The sequence below is a fragment of the Bradyrhizobium sp. LA6.1 genome (assembly GCF_040547805.1).
In the GTDB taxonomy this organism is placed as follows: Bacteria; Pseudomonadota; Alphaproteobacteria; order Rhizobiales; family Xanthobacteraceae; genus Bradyrhizobium; species Bradyrhizobium barranii.
Window position 1 is genome coordinate 129341 of record NZ_JBEPQK010000011.1, and the last position, 17710, is coordinate 147050.

Genomic DNA, 17710 nt, shown 5'->3' on the forward strand with positions numbered 1-17710 from the left:
CCAAATCGGAACCCGCTGTGCAGGCCTGACGTGAAGTTGAGCAAAGTCGCGCCGGCGCGCGTATGCAATTCCCGACCGGGCCAACGGTCGCTATCGTCAATTGTGTCTGCATTCTTGCGCCGCCACAAAAGACAAATGAAATCAAACGGGAATCTTCGGCATCGCGTCACCGCACGCACGCAACAGCGAAACGGAAAAGATCCTCGAATTCCTGGGTTGAAAGGCCGCCTCCTGCCGAAACAAGCGGCATGCCTTGAAAAAAGTTGAGGCTTCTCACTCCGGAAGATCGGCGCAAGTGTCGCCCCCAAGGGGCGTTCATTTTTACGTGTCCAAACTTGGGGGTATTCAGGATGTCGTTTGGTTTCAAGGCAATCGCAGCCGCGGCGCTGTCGATTGCTACACTCGCTACCAGTGGCCTGGCTCAGGCAGCGGACCTGCCGGTCAAGGCTGCCAAGAAAGCGTCGGACGTCCCGTTCTTCCTGGTGATCGACAACCGCGTCACGTTCTCCTGGATGCCCAAGGGCACTGACCCCGGCATGTGGAGCGTCAATCCGAACGGCAGCATCAACGGTACGACCGCCAAGCAGGTTTATTCGTTCACGCACTTCGACCTCTGGGCCTACGGCACCAACTTCTTCACCATCTCCATGTTCAAGTCGGGTCATAACGACCCTGCTTCGCCCTGTATCGCACCTGGTCTGTCCTCCTCCTTCGGTGCAGCCGACTGCGCCGGCGCGACCGAGATCTACGGCCTATTCCGCTCGACCTTCGGCTGGAACCAGCTCTTCAACACCAAGGCCTTCACCACGGGGCCGCTGCAGAACATCTCGTTTGAAGTCGGTATGGATGGCAATTCCGAGAACACCTTCTTGGCGCCCGCGAAGCGGGACGTCGTTGCCGGTCTCCAGTTCGCCTTCGATCTTCCTTACAAGGGCTACATCAACGTCGCGCCCTTGATGTACTGGGAGTTCTCCAACCACAACGCCTTCACTCAGTGCGGCAGCGGTTTTGCTGGCCCCCTCCCGGGTGTGAGCTGTAATTCCGATGGCAATGTCAGCTACAACCCGACCTGGGCCGTCGAAATCAACTACTACATGGACCTCGGTTTCCTGCCGCCGAACATGCAGTTCTGGTCGATCAGCGGCCGCGCCGGCTGGTATGGAGCGAAGGGCGACTCGAACGGCCTTCCCGCGCTCTCCGGCCCTGGCCGGTTCTCTACTGCTTCCAAGGTCGAGTTGAACAGCGAACCGATCCGTCTGACCTTCGACGCTTCGAAGGCCGCCTGGGGTGACAAGTACTCGCACTTCGTCGACCTCTGGGTCGCCTACCGCTACTGGCAGAACAAGTTCGGCCTCGACCACAACGCCATGCCCGGCGTCTGCACGGTCGCCGCGACCGGCCAGAGCACCAACAGCTGCACCGAGTCGACGGTTTACGGCGGTATCACTGTGAAGTTCTGATCGGCTGAGTCTCCAAGCTACAACGATGGCGCCGCGCAGAGATGCGTAGCGCCATCGGCGTTTGTGAGAGCGTAGGGTGGGCAAAGGCGCAGCGCGCCGTGCCCACCATCTCTTCGAGCGGTTGGGATTGGTGGGCACGCTTCGCTTTGCCCACCCTCCGAAGTCAAGTTGTTGAGCTCGCTACTTGGTCCACACGCCGTCGTGCAGCGCCGCGGCCTCGTCCTCAAGCAGCGGCCCGACGACTTCCGTCGGTCGCTGGCCGCTGGCAAAGACCTCGCGACAGGGCAGGTCGAGCGTCGGGTTCTCCGGATGATTGCCGGTGACGCCGCGCAGGCGGTGCTCGCTGAGGCCGTAAACCACGCGACCGATGCCGGCCCAGTAGATCGCGCCGGCGCACATCGCGCAGGGCTCGGCGGAGGAATAGAGCGTGGATGTCGCCAGCACCTCGCGGCTGAGCGTACGGCAGGCCTGCGTGGCCGCCAGGCGCTCGGCATGCGCAGTGCCGTCGTGGTCGGGCATGTAGCCGTTCTCGGTCTCGATCAGCGCGTTGCCCTCGGCATCGACGACGACGCAGCCGAACGGATGGTTGCCATGGGTGAGGGAGCGGCGCGCGACCGTAAAGGACAGGCGGAGGAAGTGTTCGTCGCGCTCGGATCCGCCGCTCATCGCTCGTCCCTGGTCAATGCCCCGCCATATGCCGGCCGACCACGGTCAGATCGGCTTCGCTGGTTCGTGCTTCATACACGAATTCGCCGTGGAACATCACCACCAGCCGATCGGAGAGTTCGAGCAATTCGTCGAGGTCCTCGCTGACGAGCAGCACGGCGGCGCCACGGTTGCGTGCGGCCATGATCTCGGCGTGGATCTGCGCCACCGCCGCGAAGTCGAGGCCGAAGCAGGGATTGGCCGCGATCAGCACCTCGACGTTGCCGCCAAGCTCGCGCGCCAGCACGGCGCGCTGGACGTTGCCGCCCGACAGCGCAGCGATCGGCGTGTCCGGGGTGCGGGTCTTGATCTTGTACTGGGCGATCTTCTTCTTCGCATCGTCGCGGAAGGCGCCGCGGTTGAGCCACCAGCCGCCGCTGGCGAAGGGCGCGCGGTCGAATTCGCGGAAGGCGATGTTGTCGGCGACGCTCATGCCGCCGACGCAGGCGTTCTTCAGCGGCTCCTCGGGCAGGAGCGACATCTTGTGGCGGCGCATCTCTTCGCGGCTGGCATGATAGGAATCGCCGGCGACGCGCACTTCTCCGCTCTCCGCCTCGCGCTGGCCGGCCAATACCTCGACGAGCTGGCGCTGGCCATTGCCGGAAACGCCGGCAATCCCGACGATCTCGCCGGCGCGGACCGTGAGTGAGACGTCGTGCACGGCGATGGCGCCTGCGTCGTCAAGCGCGCGGACCTTTGCCAGTTCCAGCCGGGCCTGGCCGGCTTCGCCGGTGCGCGGCGGCTGCACGGTCAGCTCCTCGGCGCCGATCATGGTTCGTGCCATCGCATCCGGTGTGAGTTCGGAAACCTTGCCGGCACCTGCGAGCTTGCCGCGGCGCAGGATGGTGACGTCGTCGGCGAAGGCCATAACCTCGCGGAATTTGTGCGTGATCATCAGGATGGTCAGTTCGCCCTTGACGACCATGTCGCGGAGCATGCCGAGCACTTCGTCGGCCTCCGCCGGCGTCAGCACCGAGGTCGGCTCGTCCAGGATCAGGAAGCGGCGCTTCAGATAGAGCTGCTTGAGGATCTCGCATTTCTGCCGCTCCCCGGCGGAGATGTCGGAGACCTTGGCGCCGAGCGGCACCTTGAACGGCATCCGCGCCAGAAAGGCCTCGAGCTCCTTCATCTCCTTCGGCCAGTTCATCACGGCCGGCACATCGTCGCGGGCCAGCACGAGGTTTTCGGCGACCGTCATGGCCGGCACCAGGGTAAAATGCTGGTAGACCATGCCGAGGCCGAGCGCGTGAGCGTCCTTTGGATTTGCGATCGCCTGCTCGCGGCCGCCGACGAGGATGTCGCCTTCGGTCGCGTGGTAATAGCCCATGATGCATTTGACGAGCGTCGACTTGCCGGCGCCGTTCTCGCCGAGCAGCGCGTGGAACGAGCCCGGCCGCACCTTCAGCTCGACATTGTCGAGCGCGAGGAAGTCGCCGAAGCGCATGGTCATTGCGATGGCGTCGACGCCGAAGGCGCCTGCTGGCGGCGGCGTTTCGCCGATGATCACGAAATAGCTCCGATGAAGGCGTCCGACGTCGAGACCGCGCCGAACACGCCGCCCTGCATCTTGATCATCTTCAGTGCATGGTCGTGATTGCTCTTGTCGGTCGCGCCGCAGCAATCGTGCAGCAGGACGCATTCGAAGCCGCGGTCGTTGGCCTCGCGCATGGTGGTGTGGACGCACACGTCGGTCGTGATGCCCGTCAGCACGATGTTCTCGATGCCGCGCACGCGCAGGATCAACTCCAGGTCGGTGGCGCAGAACGAGCCCTTGCCGGGCTTGTCGATGATCGGCTCGCCCGGCAGCGGCGCCAGCTCCTCGATGATGTCCCAGCCCGGCTCGCCGCGAACGAGGATACGCCCGCAAGGGCCGGGATCGCCGATGCCGGCGCCGATCTGGCGCGAGCGCCAGCGCTTGTTGGCGGGAAGGTCGGAGAGATCGGGGGGGTGGCCTTCGCGCGTATGGATGATGTGGAAGCCTTGCGCGCGCATCGCTGCGAGCAACTTCTTGATCGGCTCGATCGGCGCCCGCGTCAGCGAGAGGTCGTAGCCCATCTTGTCGACATAGCCGCCGATGCCGCAGAAATCGGTCTGCATGTCGATGATGATGAGCGCGGTGTTTTCGGGACGGAGATCGCCATTGTAAGGCCAGGCGTAGGGCTCGGACTTGAGATAGCGCTCGGGCATGATTTCGCTCTCTAGCGGGTGATCGACAATTCGGCCGGGGCTCCGGTCAGCGTGCGTTTCGGCGAGCAGGTGATGATCATGATCGCCAGCGTCAGGATGTAGGGGGCGGCGTTGAAGAGGTGGTAGCCGGAGGTGACGCCGACCGATTGCAGTGCAGGGCCCAGGGCCGCGGCACCGCCGAAGGCGAGCGAGGCCCACAGGCAGAGCAGGGGATCCCAGCGCGCGAAGATCACGAGGGCCACGGCCGTGATGCCCTGGCCGGAGGACAGGCCTTCGTTCCAGCTTCCGGGATAGAACAGCGACAGGAACGAGCCGCCGATGCCGGCGAGGAAACCCCCGACCATGGTCGCACGCAGGCGGATCAGCAGCACGGAATGGCCCATCGCGCGCGTGGCATCGGAGCTCTCGCCGGCGGTGCGGATCAAAAGGCCCCAGCGCGTGGTACGGAAGGCCCAATAGAGGATTGGCGCGAGCGCGACGCCGATCAGGAACAGGACGTTGACGCGCAGCGCGGCGCGGACCTGTGGGACGTCGCTCCACCAGCCAAAATCGATCGCGGGCAGGCGCGGCGCGGTGGGCTCGATCAGCGGCTTGCCGAGATAGAAGGCAAGGCCGGTGCCGAACAGCATCAGCGCGATGCCGACCGCGATATCGTTGACGCGCGGCAGCGAGCAGATACCGGCGTGCAATGCGCCCAGCAGTGCACCCGTGATGCCGGCGGCAAGCACGCCAAGCCAGGGCGAGCCCGTGAGATAGGAGATGCCGTAGGCGCTCATCGCCCCCATCACCAGCGTGCCCTCGAGGCCGAGATTGATGCGGCCGGAGCGCTCGGTGATGCATTCGCCCAGGCTCACGAACAGGAACGGCGTGGAGACGCGGATGGCGCCGCCGAGCACGGCGAGGGGGACGGTCCAGAGGCCGATCGATCCGTCCGCCATCTCAGGATTTTCCCTTCAAAAATCCGATGCGGCCGTAAAGTGCATCGCTGGCCAGCACGAAGACGAAGATGATGCCCTGAAGCACCAGAACGGATGCGTCGGGCAATCCGAGGCGGCGCTGCAGCAGGCCGCCGCTGGCGCTGATGCCGCCGAGCAGGATCGCGACAGGAATGATCGCGAGCGGATTCTGCCGGGCGAGGAAGGCGACGAGAATGCCGGTGAAGCCGTAGCCCGCCGCAAGGTTGGCGTTGGTGCGTCCCTGCACGGCGGCGACCTCGATCATGCCGGCAAGGCCCGCGGCGCCGCCGGCGAGGAAGCAGATGGTCAGGATCAACTTGCTGACGCCGAGACCGACGATCTTTGCGGCGCGGATGTTGCCGCCGGCGACGCGCGCGGCGAAGCCGAACACGGTGTGATAGATCAGGACGTAGGCAGCGATCGCGGCGATCAGGCCGAAGACGAGGCCCCAATGCACGTCGGTGCCGGGAATGCTGCCGATCATGTTGGCGGCGCCGATCTCGCGCGTCGACGGCTTGTTGAGGCTGGCGGGATCGCGCATCAGCCCCTCAACAAGATGGTTGAGGATCGCGAGCGCGATGTAGACGAGCAGCAGGCTCGAGATGGTCTCGTTGACGCCGCGATACTGGCGCAAGCCGCCCGACAGCATGATCCACAGACCGCCGCCGATCACGCCGCCGATGACCATGGCAATTTGCACGACGAGCGGCGGCATGCCCTGAAGCGCCAGCGCGGCGCTGGTCGCCGACAGCGCGCCGATCAGGAGCGCGCCTTCGCCGCCGATGATGACCATGCCGAGCTGTGCCGGCAGTGCGGTGCAGAGCGCGGTGAGGATCAGCGGCGCAGCACGCGTCAACGTATTCTGCCAGGAGAACCAGGTGCCGAAAGCGCCGTAGTACATATAAAAATAGAGATCGAGCGGGTTCTTGCCGAACATCGCGACGAAGATGCCGAAGATCACGAGCGCGCCGGCCAGCGCCGCGCCCGGGATCAGGACGTATTCGATGGTCGCGCCGTGGCGCTGAAGAAAGCCGGGACCGGCGGCCGGGGCAATTGCCCCGGCCGCTTCAGTGGAATCCGCGGCTTCCGTTGTCACGAAGTCGCTCCGATCACGCCGTCGACCAGGTAGTCCATCTTCTCCAGCTCAGGATCCTTCTGGCCGCGATCTGTGCCGGCTGCGATCACCGTCTTGCCCTTGTTGTCGAGCAGCCCGCCCTTGAAGATGGCGTAGCCCTCCGCCGACAGGAATTTGGCCTTGACCTCGTCGGCGTGCTTGCGCGCTTCGGCGGAGACTGCCTCACCGTAGGGCGAGGTCTTGACGATCTCTTCCTTGAGTCCGCCGCGATAGAAGTTCGGGATGCTTTCGCCGGCGGCGATCATCTTCACGAACTTCGGATAGAGCGCTTCCCAATTCCACTCGGCGCCCGTGAGATACGCCTTCGGCGCCAGCGGCGACTGATTGGTGTGATAACCGCAGACGAAGGCGCCGCGGCGGGCCGCGTTCTCGACCATGGTCTTCGGACCGTCGACATGGCAGGTGAGCACGTCGACGCCCTGATCGATCAGGCTGTTGGTGGCTTCGGCCTCCTTGACCGGCATCGACCAATCGCCGGTGAAAATAACCTGGGTGGTGGCCTTGGGATTGGCGAGCCTGGCGCCGAGTGCGAAGGCGTTGATGTTACGCAGCACCTGCGGGATCGGCTTGGCGGCAACGAAGCCGACCTTGCCGCTCTTGGAGGTGTAGCCGGCAACGATGCCCGAGATGTACTGGGCCTCGTCGATATAGCCAAAATAGCTGCCGGCGTTCTTCGGATCCTTGTCGCTCCACAGGCCGCCGCAGTGCTCGAAGCGCAGCTTCGGGAACTTGGTGGCCATCTTGATCATGTGAGGGTTGTAGTAGCCGAACGAGGTCGGGAAGAGCAGGGTGGCGCCGTCGAGGTTGATCATGGACTCGATCGTCTTCTCGACCGCGTCGGTCTCCGGCACCTTCTCTTCCTCGACGACCTTCAGCCCCGGAATTTTCTTCAGTGCCGCCGCGCCCTGCGCATGCGCCTGGTTGTAGCCGTAGTCGTCGCGCGAGCCGACATAGATGAAGCCGATGGTGGTATCGGCCGCGAAGGCGGGACGGACGCCCGCCGCTGCACCGAGGGTCAGGGCCGCGCCGCCCTGCAACAAATGACGTCGTGAAATCTTGCCGAAATCCATTGCTCGCTCCCCTTGGCGGATGTCCCGCCTTAATCTCGCGGCCGCGCCGGTCTGGCGGAGCCTGGGGATAGGATGTCGCAAGCTTCGTGCCAGAGGCCACGGAACAGTCAATTGATCTGAAGCCATTGAAAAGTATCGTGTTTATAAATTTTCAGAATCCCGCCGAGTAAGCTGGCAGATTAATTCTTGAGCAAAATATAGAAGTTGTATGCAATTGAGTTGAGCAGCCAGGCCAGCTCGTGTGTGTCCATGGCGGGAGCTACGAACTGCCGGCAACCCGCATTCATGCTACCCACGCGCGGATCGGGACCGCGTTCGTGATTTTTTGCTGGCACCGAACTTGTATCGATAGCCGCCAGGACCGCCGCCGCGGTACCAAGAGATGGGAAGCTCGCCGAGATGGTTGCTGGTAACGCCGTTCAGAATGCATCGCTCGGCGGGGAGATCGTGCGACGGATCGACGAGCTCGCCGCGATCTCGGAAGACGGCGACAAGCTCACCCGCATCTATCTCACCAACGAGCTGCGCAAGGCCGCTGACATCATCCTGGACTGGATGCGCGAAGCCGGCATGAGCGCGCATCTCGATGCGATCGGGAATGTCTGCGGACGCTACGAAGGCGAGCAGCCGGGGGCGCCCTGCCTGATGCTCGGCTCGCACTACGACACGGTGCGCGATGCCGGCAAATGGGATGGGCCGCTGGGGGTGATCACGGCGATCGCCTGCGTCGCCGATCTCAATCGCCGCGGCAAGCGCCTGCCGTTCGCGATCGAGGTGATCGGCTTTGCCGATGAAGAGGGGGTACGTTTCGCCTCGACGCTGCTCGGAAGCCGGGCGGTGGCGGGCACCTTCGACGAGAGCGTCCTGAACACGCGCGACCGCGACGGCGTGTCGATGCGCGATGCGCTCGTCGCGTTCGGCCTCGATCCCGATCACATCGGCGCGGCCGCGCGGGCCCGGCGCGAACTGCTCGCCTATCTCGAATTGCACATCGAGCAGGGCCCGGTGCTGGAAGCCCGGAACCTGCCCGTCGGGGTCGTCACTGCGATTGCGGGCGCGACACGGCTCGCTGCGCGGCTGACCGGCATGGCCGGTCATGCCGGCACCGTGCCGATGGCGCTGCGCCGCGATGCGCTCGCCGGCGCGGCCGAATGCATCGGCGCGATCGAGCAGTTTTGCCGCACCGACGCGGACGGGCTGGTCGGCACCGTCGGCTATATCCAGGCGAGGCCCGGGGCGACCAATGTCATCCCGGGCGAAGTGTCGTTCACCATCGACATGCGGGCACCGACCGACATGCATCGCAAGCGCGCGGTCGCCGACGTCGTCCGCCAGATCGAGGCCATCGCCAAGCGCCGGCAATTGGTGCTCCAGCTCGACGTCACTCACGAGAACCGCACCGCGCCTTGCGCACCCTGGCTGAAGGACCAGATCGCACAGGCGATCGCCGCCGAAGGCGCGTCGGTGTTCGAGCTGCCGAGCGGGGCAGGGCACGACGGCATGGCGATGATCGATATCGCCGATGTCGGCATGATCTTCGTCCGCTGCCGCGGCGGCATCAGCCACCACCCTGACGAGCACGTCGAGCTCGCCGATGCCGACGCCGGCGCGCGCGTGCTGCTGCGGGTGATCGAGAATTTCAGGCCGCAGGAGGGCCGTGCCGGCGCGAACTGATAGCCTGAAGCCCGCAAGTCACCGGGTAGAGATACGAATCAGTCATGTTTAAAATGGTGGCCGCCATCACGGGGTCACGAGACATCAGCCGATTGACGCATATGAACAGCGACATCTCTTTTCCATCACATCGTGAGAACCGGTTCTACCAGGGGATGGCTGCGACCTTTGTCGCCAACGCGCTTCAGGCGGTCAATTTTCTCGGTGATCGCTTCCTGAGACAATCGCATCATGCGTTGTCGGACATAGAGGACCTCTACCGGCACTCGATGGACAGTGCCTTTTCGGTGACCGAGGCCTTCCTCGTCACGGGAGCGCCGCACGCCTCCGCCTATTACCCGCGCGACTTCGCCTGGTTTTACCCCGACGTCCTGGACCCTGAAACCATCATGGATGCGCAGGACGCGGTCCGTCGGGCGCGCCTGCTCGAAAAGAGCGTTCGCCTCCTGCTGGAGGCGGTTCGCGCCGACGTGGTCACGACGACCATCGTTCCTGCAGGGCGCGGGCGGTACCTCGGCGTGAATTATTTCTCGCGGCCCTCGGATACGCTGCTCGGCATTCTCGCCGGTCTCCAGCAGATGATAGGTGCCGACGAGAGAGTGTCTTCCTATCTGGCAATGTCGCAATGCGCACATGCCGGCCGCCTGTTGCTGGCCGAGTATGGCGCAGACCTGAAGCGAGCGATCCTCCGGCTTGCGAGCGAACTGGAGCCATTTGACGCTGACGGTACCAGGTATTTGCTGTGCGATGCCGGCGGACCTCGCTCTGCGGCAACGGATACGCGGGCCGAGCGCAGGCGCTTCGTCACCAACGCCTGCGTTTACACGACGTTCGCGTGGGGCGTGCAGCTCGGGATCGTCGACGAGAACGAACTGAAGCGGCTGCTTGGTCGCGACCTTGCGCAGTACAAGCGAGATCTGCTCCGTTTGTTCGGCAAGGACGGCCATATCAGGCATTCGCTTGACGGCCCGGCGGGCGCACCGGTGTCCTTGGTGGCCCTGGATTTCGTCAGCGTGCATCGCGGCTTCTGGGACATGAACGATGCCAGCGAGCGGGCGCTGTTTGCGGCTACGACGGATCTGATCATCGCCGAGCCGCGCTTTCGCATCCCCAGCACGTTCCACTTCCTGGTGTCCGCGGATAATCCACGGAACAAGATGATCCACAAGATCGCGGCGCCGGCCTATCAGGGGCGCTCGTCGTGGCCGACGTTCAATGTCGAATTCGCGGATCGGATGCTGGATTTTGATGAAGCCTCAGGGAGCGATACCTATCGGGCTTGCGCGCAGGGGATATTGAAGGCCATTCGGACCGCGACCGAGGTCCATGGCGGCTATCAGGAGCTGATCTCGGAGCAGGGCCTGAAGTATCGCACCTGGGCGTATAAGGGCGCCGTGGCGCACTCCTGGTTTCCGCGCTTCCTGTCGGTTTGGAGGAGGGCGTATGGAACGCCGCTCCTCCAGTGGAATGATTGATCCGCGGCCTATCCCGCGGTCACGTCCACCAGTTCGCCGCCCTCCAGCACCTTGGCCGCCTTGGCGCGGTCGAGGTCGCCTTCCCAGGCGGCTACCACCACCGTCGCTACGCAATTGCCGACAAGGTTGCCGACCGCGCGGGCCATGCCGATGAACCAATCGACCGACAGCACCAGCACGAGGCCGATGGCGGGAATGCTCGGCACCGCGTTGAGCGTCGCGGCCAGGATCACGATCGCCGAGCCCGGCACGCCGTGCGCGCCTTTCGACGTGATCAGCGAGACGCCGAGCACCAGCAAGAGGTCGCCGAAGGACAGCGGCGTGTTGGTCGCCTGCGCGATGAAGACGACAGCGAGCGTCAGGTAGATCGAGAAAGCGTCGAGGTTGAAGGAATAGCCGGTCGGGATGACGAGGCCGACCACGGAATCCTTCACGCCCATCCGCTCCAGTTTCTTCATGATCTGCGGCAGCACGGCATCGGAGGACGCGGTCGCGAGCACGATGGTCAGCTCTTCGCGCAAGTAAGCGAGGAATTTGAGGATGTTGATTCCGGCGAGCGCCATCACGCCGCCGAGCACGCCCAGCACGAAGATGCCGACCGAGACGTAGAACAGCATCACCAGCGAAACGAGCTGCTTCAGCGAGCCGACACCGTATTTGCCGACGGTATAGGCGACCGCGCCGAGCACGCCGAGCGGCGCGACCCGCACGATCAGCCCCATGACCCGAAACAGCACGGTGGAGGCTGCGTCGATGATCGATGTGACCAGCGCGCCCTTCTCGCCGCCGACGAGCGCAAGGCCGACACCGAACAGGACCGCGAAGAACAGCACCTGGAGCACGTCGTTGCGCGACAGCGCATCGAACGAGGTGCTGGGGATCACGTTCATCAGGAAGGCGCCGATGCCGCCGCCGGACAGCTTGTGGGCGTTGTCGGCATAGGTGTTGAGCGCCTTGGCGTCGAGCGTCGAGGGATCGATGTTCATGCCGTGGCCGGGGCCGAAGAGATAGGCGAGCAGCAGGCCGACCACGAGGGCGACCGTCGTCATCACCTCGAAATAGACCAGCGCCTTGACGCCGACCCGGCCGACCTTCTTGAGGTCGCCGGCGCCGGCAATGCCGTGCACGACGACGCAGAACACGATCGGGGCCACGATCATCGAGATCAGCTTCAGGAAGGCATCGCTGAGGATCTTGAGCCCGATGGCGAAGTCCGGAACGGCCATCCCCAGGATGACGCCAAGCACCAGCGCGGCGAGAACCTGGACGAACAGCGAGGTGTAGAGCGGCTTCGGCTCGGCGGTAGGTGCCGCGGTGATGGTCGACATGGTGGACTCCCCCGGTTTGACGCGTCTTGGATGTCAAAAAGGAGCAACAACCGTGCCAGATTGTCGCGGCTTGGTCCTGGAAGTCATCCAGGGCGCCGCAAAATCCAAGGATTCCTGCGCGCGCTCTTCCGTTTGCAAGTCGGCATCGCAACAGCTATGTCCCGGCTTTCGCAAGAGCCTGATATGACAATCTCGAATGAGAACGATCTGATCTGCCTGAAAGAGGTCGGGCGTATCGTCGCCAATGCCCTTGATGCGATGGGGAAGGCCCTCGAGCCCGGCATGACTACCGCGGAACTCGACCGGATCGGACGAGAGCTCCTTGAGGCCGCCGGAGCGCGTTCGGCGCCGGAACTGGCCTATGCCTTTCCTGGCGCAACCTGTATCAGCGTGAACGAAGAGATCGCTCATGGCATCCCGGGTGCCCGGCGGATCGAGCGTGGCGACCTCGTCAACATCGACGTCTCGGCCGAGAAGAGCGGCTTCTTTGCCGATACGGGAGCCTCGTTCGCCGTTCCGCCCGCGACCCGTTCGATCGAACGTCTTTGCAGGGATGGTCGGCGGGCGATGTGGACGGGCCTGCGGCAGGTTGGAGCCGGCAAGCCGATTGCCGGCATCGGTCAAGCCATCGGGACGTTTGCGCGGAAAAACGGCTACATGCTCGTCAAGAACCTAGCCAGTCACGGTGTCGGCTTGTCGCTCCACGAGGAGCCGACGGAGATCGCGACATGGCCCGATCGCTCCGAGCGCCGCATCATGAGCGATGGCCTGGTGTTCACCGTCGAGCCGTTCCTGTCGCTTGGCGCGGAGTGGGCCGAGAACGGTGATGACGATCCATGGACGCTCTACAGCAGCCCCGAGGCGCCTACCGTTCAGTACGAGCACACGGTTGTCGCAACCCGAAATGGACCTTTGATCGTTACCTTGGCGGGTTGAGGTCTCCCCGCGACGCGCCGTCAGCGGGAACGCAAGAGATTATTCTTCAGGCGATCATGCGGAGCTATTGCGCGGACAGTCTCGTCACGCCACGAGATCCAGTAGCCGGCACGATCCGCGCACCAGCACCTTGCGTCCGGTTGGCGTCATCGAAGGTACGCCGTCATTGACAACAACGAGACCGAGCTTGACGAGACCTTCGACGAGATAGGCCTTCGAGAGGCGACCATTCGACACGGGGTTGCGAAGCGCTTTCAGCGCTTCCCATTGGTCCGGCGAAAGATCGAAGTCGATGTCGTTGCTCATGTTGCCTCAAGCGATAGTCCAAGTTCGCGAGCCTCTGTTAGCGGCGCCGCATGAACACCATGCGACGACAATGAGTCGGGAATTCGGTAAGCTGTTTAGAACCTCTCTTCACGAATTGCCGCACTTCATTGCGCCACAACAGTTAAGATCGTTCGCGCACGAAAATCGTCCCGGTCTCCGATCACTAATTGATGATGTGCGCTTGATCGTGCGGCGAGAGTTACCGCAGTGCACGGGAAGCATCACTGTCCCATTGCGCGTCGCGATATGCACAGAAATCGTGAAGCGAGGGCGATTGGACTCTGACTGGACTCTGCTACGTTGATTCGCAGGGGATTGGCTTCACACGACAGGAGTGTGAGTGCATGAATAGGCTGATGGCAATTCGCAGTCAGGAATTCCTCTGCCGAGAGCGCGCGGCGCTGGATTCGGAGCGACGGGCGTTCTGGCTCGCGCAGGCCCAGGAATGGGAGCAGCGCGCGCTCGACGAAATTGCGCATCACTTTCGGGAGTGCAACCTCGTCCAGGCCGAGCTGACTGCCGCCTGACGCCGGCGGCGGACGTGATTGCCGTCTACTGATAAGTCGCCACGATGTCGGACACGGCGCGTTCGAGCTGCTGTGCGGTGGCGCATTGGCGCACGACAGTGCAGAAGGTCGCGTAGCGCGGCATCTCGGAATCACCGAAGCCCCAGGCGAGCCGTCCTTCGGGATTGAGCCAGACCACGCGCTTCGAGCGTTCGGAGATGCGGCGCAGGATGTCGGCGCGCGGGTCAAGATTGTTGCTGCGGGCGTCACCGAGCACGATCACCGTGGTCTGCGGCGTCAGCGTGCTCATAAACTCCTTCTCGAAATCGACGAGAGAGGAGCCGTAGTCGGATGAGCCGAAGCCGACCTTGGACATGATCTCGGCCATCGCCTCTTCCGGCGACTTCTTCTCCAGGATCTCGCTGACCTCGATCAGATGCGAGGAGAAGGCGAAGGAGTGGACGTCGTCGACCACCTCGTGCAGCGAGTGGATCAGGAGCAGGAAGAAATCGGAGACCTGCGCGACCGAGCCTGAGACGTCGCAGATGGCGACGATCTTGGGCCGGTCGCGGTGCTTGCGCTTCCACGCGGTGAGGAAGGGCACGCCGCCCCAGGCCGCGTTGCGGCGCAGTGTGCGACGCACGTCGAGATGGCCGCGGCGCTGGCGCTTGCGCGGCTTCGAGTAGCGCTCGCGCAGGCGCCGCGCGATCTGGCGGATGAGCGCGCGCATCTCCGCGACCTGGCGCCGCTCGATGCGGGCGAGAGGCGCGTTGCGCAGGATCTCGTTGCGGAGGTTTTCGGCCTCTTCGCGGGCATAAAGCGCAAGGCCTTGCGAGACCGTGTCGCGAACTGCTTCGCGCAACGCGTCCAGCGCGCCGCGCAGACGCTCGGCCAGCGACGGATTGGTCGCGGTGAGCGCGTCGAGATCGTCGCGCAGGCGCTGAAGGCCCATGGCGTCGAGGATGCGGCTGGAAAAGATCCCGCGCTGAGTCGAATAGCGGATGTCGGACAGCGAAGCCGCGCCGGAAGCGCTGGCGATCGCGGCTGCGATCGCGTTGCGATCCTGCGACAGCAGCATCTGCGCAAGCGGGCCTAATCCTTCGGAAGGCTGGCCTTCGCCTGCTTCACTGGCCGAGCCGGGTGAGGGGGGCTGATCCGCGTCTTGCGATGCGTCGTCGTTGTCGTCGGCCTCGGGTTGATCCTGCCGCGGCTCTGGTTGGCTGAAGAAGAGATCAAAGCAGTCGCCGAGGGCGAGCTTCTCGTCCTGCGACTTGGCGAGCGTCAGGAGCAGCGCATCGCGCAGGATGGCCCGGTCGGAAAAGCCGACCTGGTTGACCGCGCGCATCGCATCGATGCTTTCGGCGGGCGAGACATGCACGCCGGCACCGCGCGCCGCTCGAAAGAAACGATGGAGATTCTCGCGCATCGGCGTCAACCGAAGACGTTGGACCGTGCCGCCTTGGCAATGAAGGTCGTAACTTGCGGCGTTGCTGCCTCGATGTCGGCCTCGTACTTCAGGAGCACATTGAGCGTGTCCTTGACGATGTCCGTATCGAGCTCCGAGGCCTGAAGTAGAACCAGAACGCGCGCCCAGTCGATGGTCTCACTGACCGAAGGCAGCTTCTTCAGGTCGAGCGAGCGGATCTCGTGGATGAAGCCGACCATCTGCCGGCGCAGCGCCTGCGAGATGCCGGAGACGCGGCTCTCGACGATGCGTTCTTCGAGTCGCTGCTCGGGGAAGCCGATATGCAGATGCAGGCAGCGCCGCTTCAGGGCGTCGCCGAGGTCACGCTCGCTGTTCGAGGTGAGGATCACCGTCGGCGGCGTGATCGCCGCGACCGTGCCGAGCTCCGGGATCGTGACCTGGAAATCGGAGAGGATTTCCAGCAGCAGCGATTCGAATTCAGCGTCGGACTTGTCGATCTCGTCGATCAGCAGCACGCAGCCGCCCGGCTGCTCCAGCGCCTGGAGCAGCGGCCGCGGCTCGACGAACTCCTTCGAGAAGAACACGTCGCCGAAATCGTGGAGCTGATTGAGTGCGTCATGCAGCGTCTGCGCGCCGCCGAGGACTTCGCCGAGCTTGTCCTTGAGGATCTGGGTGTAGAGAAGCTGTTTTGCGTATTTCCACTCGTAGAGCGCCTTGGCCTCGTCGAGGCCCTCGTAACACTGCAGGCGGATCATCTTCATGCCGCGCCAGGCAGCAATGGCCTTGGCAAGTTCGGTCTTGCCGACGCCCGCGGGCCCTTCGACCAGGATCGGTTTCTCGATCTGCTGCGACAAATAGACGGCGGTCGCGATCTGCCGGCTCGCGATATAGCCCTGCGCGGCGAGGCCGCTCTCCACTGCCTCGATCGAGGTCGAGGCCTTCTGTTCAGCCACGAAAGGGCGCTCCCAAAGGTCTTGCTTGAGGCTTGTTCTGCCTGCGTTCCCGGCAAAGAACAAGCCTCGTTTGGGACGGCCTGACCCGCGCTGAACGTCGCTTTTTCCGTTCAGCGCAAATACTTAAGCGATGGCTGATCGTGCGGTCAGTGCCGCAGCTCCGGCTTGCGGATGGTCTGCCGGACTTCGGCGCCGCAGTCCGCGCATTCATAGACGAAGTCGATCTTGGCAAGGCCCCAATGCGGTTCGACCTCGCGGACGTACATCGGCAGGAACCCCATGCAGGCGGGACAAATTACAGGCGCGATTTCGATGTCCTGATGATGCTGTACATAAGCTGGCATCTCGGCTCTCCTTCGCAGGCGACCACCAAACCCCGCGAAAAGGCTACTGCCGGAACGCGCCGGTGCCGTCATCAACTCTTTCGAACAGAGGCGGAACGGCAGGCGTTTGTCATTCGCTGTGACATTCTTGTTACGTCTCTGTACTGTAACGGGCCGACCGAATTCCTATTTGACAGGCCGATCCGTTTTCCACGGACCTTCACTGCAACGATAAGGGAGCAACGCCCATGACGCATGCCATTCGCTTTCACAAGACCGGCGGTCCTGAAGTCCTGGTCTGGGAGGAAGTCAGTGTCGGCAAGCCCGGGCCGGGCGAGGCGCGCATTCGCCACACGGCCGTCGGTCTCAACTTCGTCGACATCTACAACCGCTCCGGTGTGTATCCGGTGCAATTGCCGAGCGGCCTTGGCAGTGAGGGTGCCGGCGTCGTGGAGGAAGTCGGGGCCGGTGTCACCGATTTGAAGCCCGGTGATCGCGTTGCCTACGGCGCCTCGCCGCTCGGTGCCTATTCCGAGGCGCGGCTGATCCCGGCCGACCGGCTGTTGAAGCTGCCCGACGGCGTCGACGACAAGACCGCGGCGGCCATGATGCTGAAGGGGCTCACCACCCAATACCTGATCCGGCAGACCTATCGCGTGAAGGCCGGCGACACCATCCTGCTCCACGCCGCAGCCGGCGGCGTTGGTCTCATCTTGAGCCAGTGGGCAAAACATCTCGGCGCGACAGTGATCGGCACCGTCAGCAGCGACGAGAAGGCAAAGCTCGCCAAGGCACATGGCTGCGATCATGTGATCATCTATACGCGCGAGGATTTCGTGAAGCGCGTGGACGAGATCACGGGCGGCAAGAAGGTGCCGGTGGTCTATGATTCCGTCGGCAAGGACACGTTCCTGAAGTCGCTGGATTGTCTTGCGCCGCTCGGTGTTGCCGCGCTGTTCGGTGCGTCCTCCGGCGCTGTCGAGCCGCTCAATCTCGGCCTGCTCGCGCAGAAGGGCTCGCTCTACGTCACCCGTCCGACGCTGTTCACCTACGCTGCCAAGCGCGAGGCCCTGGTCGCGATGGCGAACGAGCTGTTCGACGTTGTGAAGTCCGGCGCGGTCAAGATCGAGGTGCACCAGACGTACCCGCTGAAGGATGCCGCCAAAGCGCATGCCGATCTCGCTGCGCGCAAGACCACGGGATCGACCGTTCTCACGGTGTGATATCCGGCCGGGCAGTGACGTGACGC

Annotated in this window: 17 protein-coding genes; 6 read left to right on the top strand and 11 right to left on the bottom strand. The window is 63.8% G+C overall.

The features are described from left to right. Positions 1 to 350 precede the first annotated feature (350 nt). Positions 351 to 1460, top strand: coding sequence for a hypothetical protein (locus tag ABIB99_RS25745; RefSeq protein ID WP_354130744.1), 1110 nt, complete (start codon positions 351 to 353; stop codon positions 1458 to 1460). Between the two features lie 180 nt (positions 1461 to 1640). Here ABIB99_RS25745 and ABIB99_RS25750 read toward each other — a convergent pair whose 3' ends face one another. From ABIB99_RS25750 to ABIB99_RS25775, 6 genes are read right to left on the bottom strand one after another with little or no spacing between them, the layout of a single operon-like run. Continuing rightward, positions 1641 to 2126, bottom strand: coding sequence for a nucleoside deaminase (locus ABIB99_RS25750; protein WP_354178007.1), 486 nt, complete (start codon positions 2124 to 2126; stop codon positions 1641 to 1643). Between the two features lie 13 nt (positions 2127 to 2139). Beyond that, positions 2140 to 3672 carry an ABC transporter ATP-binding protein gene (locus ABIB99_RS25755; RefSeq protein ID WP_354178009.1) on the bottom strand — a complete coding sequence of 511 codons (1533 nt, stop codon included), beginning with the start codon at positions 3670 to 3672 and terminating at the stop codon, positions 2140 to 2142. Continuing rightward, entirely contained in the window at positions 3669 to 4352 is a 684-nt protein-coding gene (gene biuH, locus ABIB99_RS25760) for a biuret amidohydrolase (RefSeq protein WP_354178011.1), read from the bottom strand. Before biuH ends, ABIB99_RS25755 begins: the two co-directional genes overlap by 4 nt. An 11-nt stretch (positions 4353 to 4363) precedes the next feature. Then, a complete protein-coding gene (locus ABIB99_RS25765; protein WP_354178013.1) occupies positions 4364 to 5290 on the bottom strand; it encodes an ABC transporter permease in 927 nt (308 codons plus the stop codon). Position 5291: 1 nt separating this feature from the next. Further along, entirely contained in the window at positions 5292 to 6404 is a 1113-nt protein-coding gene (locus ABIB99_RS25770) for an ABC transporter permease (protein ID WP_354178015.1), read from the bottom strand. After that, positions 6401 to 7513, bottom strand: coding sequence for a BMP family ABC transporter substrate-binding protein (locus ABIB99_RS25775; RefSeq protein WP_354178017.1), 1113 nt, complete (start codon positions 7511 to 7513; stop codon positions 6401 to 6403). The genes ABIB99_RS25770 and ABIB99_RS25775 overlap by 4 nt, the downstream gene beginning before the upstream one ends. Positions 7514 to 7912: 399 nt before the next feature. Between ABIB99_RS25775 and ABIB99_RS25780 the strand changes: the two genes are divergently transcribed. Next, a complete protein-coding gene (locus ABIB99_RS25780; protein WP_354178018.1) occupies positions 7913 to 9187 on the top strand; it encodes an allantoate amidohydrolase in 1275 nt (424 codons plus the stop codon). 101 nt (positions 9188 to 9288) lie between these two features. Then, entirely contained in the window at positions 9289 to 10662 is a 1374-nt protein-coding gene (locus ABIB99_RS25785) for a hypothetical protein (RefSeq protein ID WP_354178128.1), read from the top strand. Positions 10663 to 10670: 8 nt separating this feature from the next. On the opposite strand, the gene ABIB99_RS25790 is transcribed toward ABIB99_RS25785, so the two are convergent. Beyond that, positions 10671 to 11990, bottom strand: coding sequence for a dicarboxylate/amino acid:cation symporter (locus tag ABIB99_RS25790; protein WP_063982032.1), 1320 nt, complete (start codon positions 11988 to 11990; stop codon positions 10671 to 10673). Between the two features lie 183 nt (positions 11991 to 12173). On the opposite strand from ABIB99_RS25790, the gene map reads away from it, so the two are divergent. After that, positions 12174 to 12926 carry a type I methionyl aminopeptidase gene (gene map / locus ABIB99_RS25795; protein WP_354178130.1) on the top strand — a complete coding sequence of 251 codons (753 nt, stop codon included), beginning with the start codon at positions 12174 to 12176 and terminating at the stop codon, positions 12924 to 12926. A gap of 84 nt (positions 12927 to 13010) precedes the next feature. Here map and ABIB99_RS25800 read toward each other — a convergent pair whose 3' ends face one another. Continuing rightward, positions 13011 to 13232 carry a hypothetical protein gene (locus tag ABIB99_RS25800; protein ID WP_028152899.1) on the bottom strand — a complete coding sequence of 74 codons (222 nt, stop codon included), beginning with the start codon at positions 13230 to 13232 and terminating at the stop codon, positions 13011 to 13013. A 365-nt stretch (positions 13233 to 13597) separates the two neighbouring features. On the opposite strand from ABIB99_RS25800, the gene ABIB99_RS25805 reads away from it, so the two are divergent. Further along, positions 13598 to 13780, top strand: coding sequence for a hypothetical protein (locus ABIB99_RS25805; protein ID WP_028152900.1), 183 nt, complete (start codon positions 13598 to 13600; stop codon positions 13778 to 13780). A gap of 25 nt (positions 13781 to 13805) precedes the next feature. Here the strand turns inward: ABIB99_RS25805 and ABIB99_RS25810 are convergent, their stop codons facing one another. From ABIB99_RS25810 to ABIB99_RS25820, 3 genes are all read right to left on the bottom strand, one after another. After that, positions 13806 to 15185: a vWA domain-containing protein gene (locus ABIB99_RS25810; protein WP_354178021.1), complete on the bottom strand. Its 1380-nt coding sequence runs from the start codon at positions 15183 to 15185 to the stop codon at positions 13806 to 13808. Between the two features lie 5 nt (positions 15186 to 15190). Further along, the gene (locus ABIB99_RS25815; protein WP_014493696.1) at positions 15191 to 16138 is read right to left on the bottom strand and encodes an AAA family ATPase; all 948 of its coding nucleotides are present in this window, start codon (positions 16136 to 16138) and stop codon (positions 15191 to 15193) included. A gap of 146 nt (positions 16139 to 16284) precedes the next feature. Beyond that, positions 16285 to 16482 (bottom strand): hypothetical protein, encoded by a 198-nt coding sequence (locus ABIB99_RS25820; protein WP_208087881.1) that lies wholly within the window; start codon positions 16480 to 16482, stop codon positions 16285 to 16287. A gap of 227 nt (positions 16483 to 16709) precedes the next feature. Between ABIB99_RS25820 and ABIB99_RS25825 the strand changes: the two genes are divergently transcribed. Next, positions 16710 to 17684 (top strand): quinone oxidoreductase family protein, encoded by a 975-nt coding sequence (locus ABIB99_RS25825; protein ID WP_071911763.1) that lies wholly within the window; start codon positions 16710 to 16712, stop codon positions 17682 to 17684. Positions 17685 to 17710: the final 26 nt, after the last annotated feature.

Excerpts from the sequence above, each read along its gene's own strand:
- ABIB99_RS25805 (WP_028152900.1), top strand. The coding sequence starts at position 13,598 with ATGAATAGGCTGATGGCAATTCGCAGTCAGGAATTCCTCTGCCGAGAG.
- ABIB99_RS25800 (WP_028152899.1), bottom strand. The coding sequence starts at position 13,232 with ATGAGCAACGACATCGACTTCGATCTTTCGCCGGACCAATGGGAAGCG.
- ABIB99_RS25810 (WP_354178021.1), bottom strand. The coding sequence starts at position 15,185 with ATGCGCGAGAATCTCCATCGTTTCTTTCGAGCGGCGCGCGGTGCCGGC.
- ABIB99_RS25820 (WP_208087881.1), bottom strand. The coding sequence starts at position 16,482 with ATGCCAGCTTATGTACAGCATCATCAGGACATCGAAATCGCGCCTGTA.
- ABIB99_RS25745 (WP_354130744.1), top strand. The coding sequence starts at position 351 with ATGTCGTTTGGTTTCAAGGCAATCGCAGCCGCGGCGCTGTCGATTGCT.
- ABIB99_RS25785 (WP_354178128.1), top strand. The coding sequence starts at position 9,289 with ATGAACAGCGACATCTCTTTTCCATCACATCGTGAGAACCGGTTCTAC.
- ABIB99_RS25765 (WP_354178013.1), bottom strand. The coding sequence starts at position 5,290 with ATGGCGGACGGATCGATCGGCCTCTGGACCGTCCCCCTCGCCGTGCTC.
- ABIB99_RS25775 (WP_354178017.1), bottom strand. The coding sequence starts at position 7,513 with ATGGATTTCGGCAAGATTTCACGACGTCATTTGTTGCAGGGCGGCGCG.
- ABIB99_RS25790 (WP_063982032.1), bottom strand. The coding sequence starts at position 11,990 with ATGTCGACCATCACCGCGGCACCTACCGCCGAGCCGAAGCCGCTCTAC.
- ABIB99_RS25780 (WP_354178018.1), top strand. The coding sequence starts at position 7,913 with ATGGTTGCTGGTAACGCCGTTCAGAATGCATCGCTCGGCGGGGAGATC.
- ABIB99_RS25825 (WP_071911763.1), top strand. The coding sequence starts at position 16,710 with ATGACGCATGCCATTCGCTTTCACAAGACCGGCGGTCCTGAAGTCCTG.
- biuH (WP_354178011.1), bottom strand. The coding sequence starts at position 4,352 with ATGCCCGAGCGCTATCTCAAGTCCGAGCCCTACGCCTGGCCTTACAAT.
- ABIB99_RS25750 (WP_354178007.1), bottom strand. The coding sequence starts at position 2,126 with ATGAGCGGCGGATCCGAGCGCGACGAACACTTCCTCCGCCTGTCCTTT.
- map (WP_354178130.1), top strand. The coding sequence starts at position 12,174 with ATGACAATCTCGAATGAGAACGATCTGATCTGCCTGAAAGAGGTCGGG.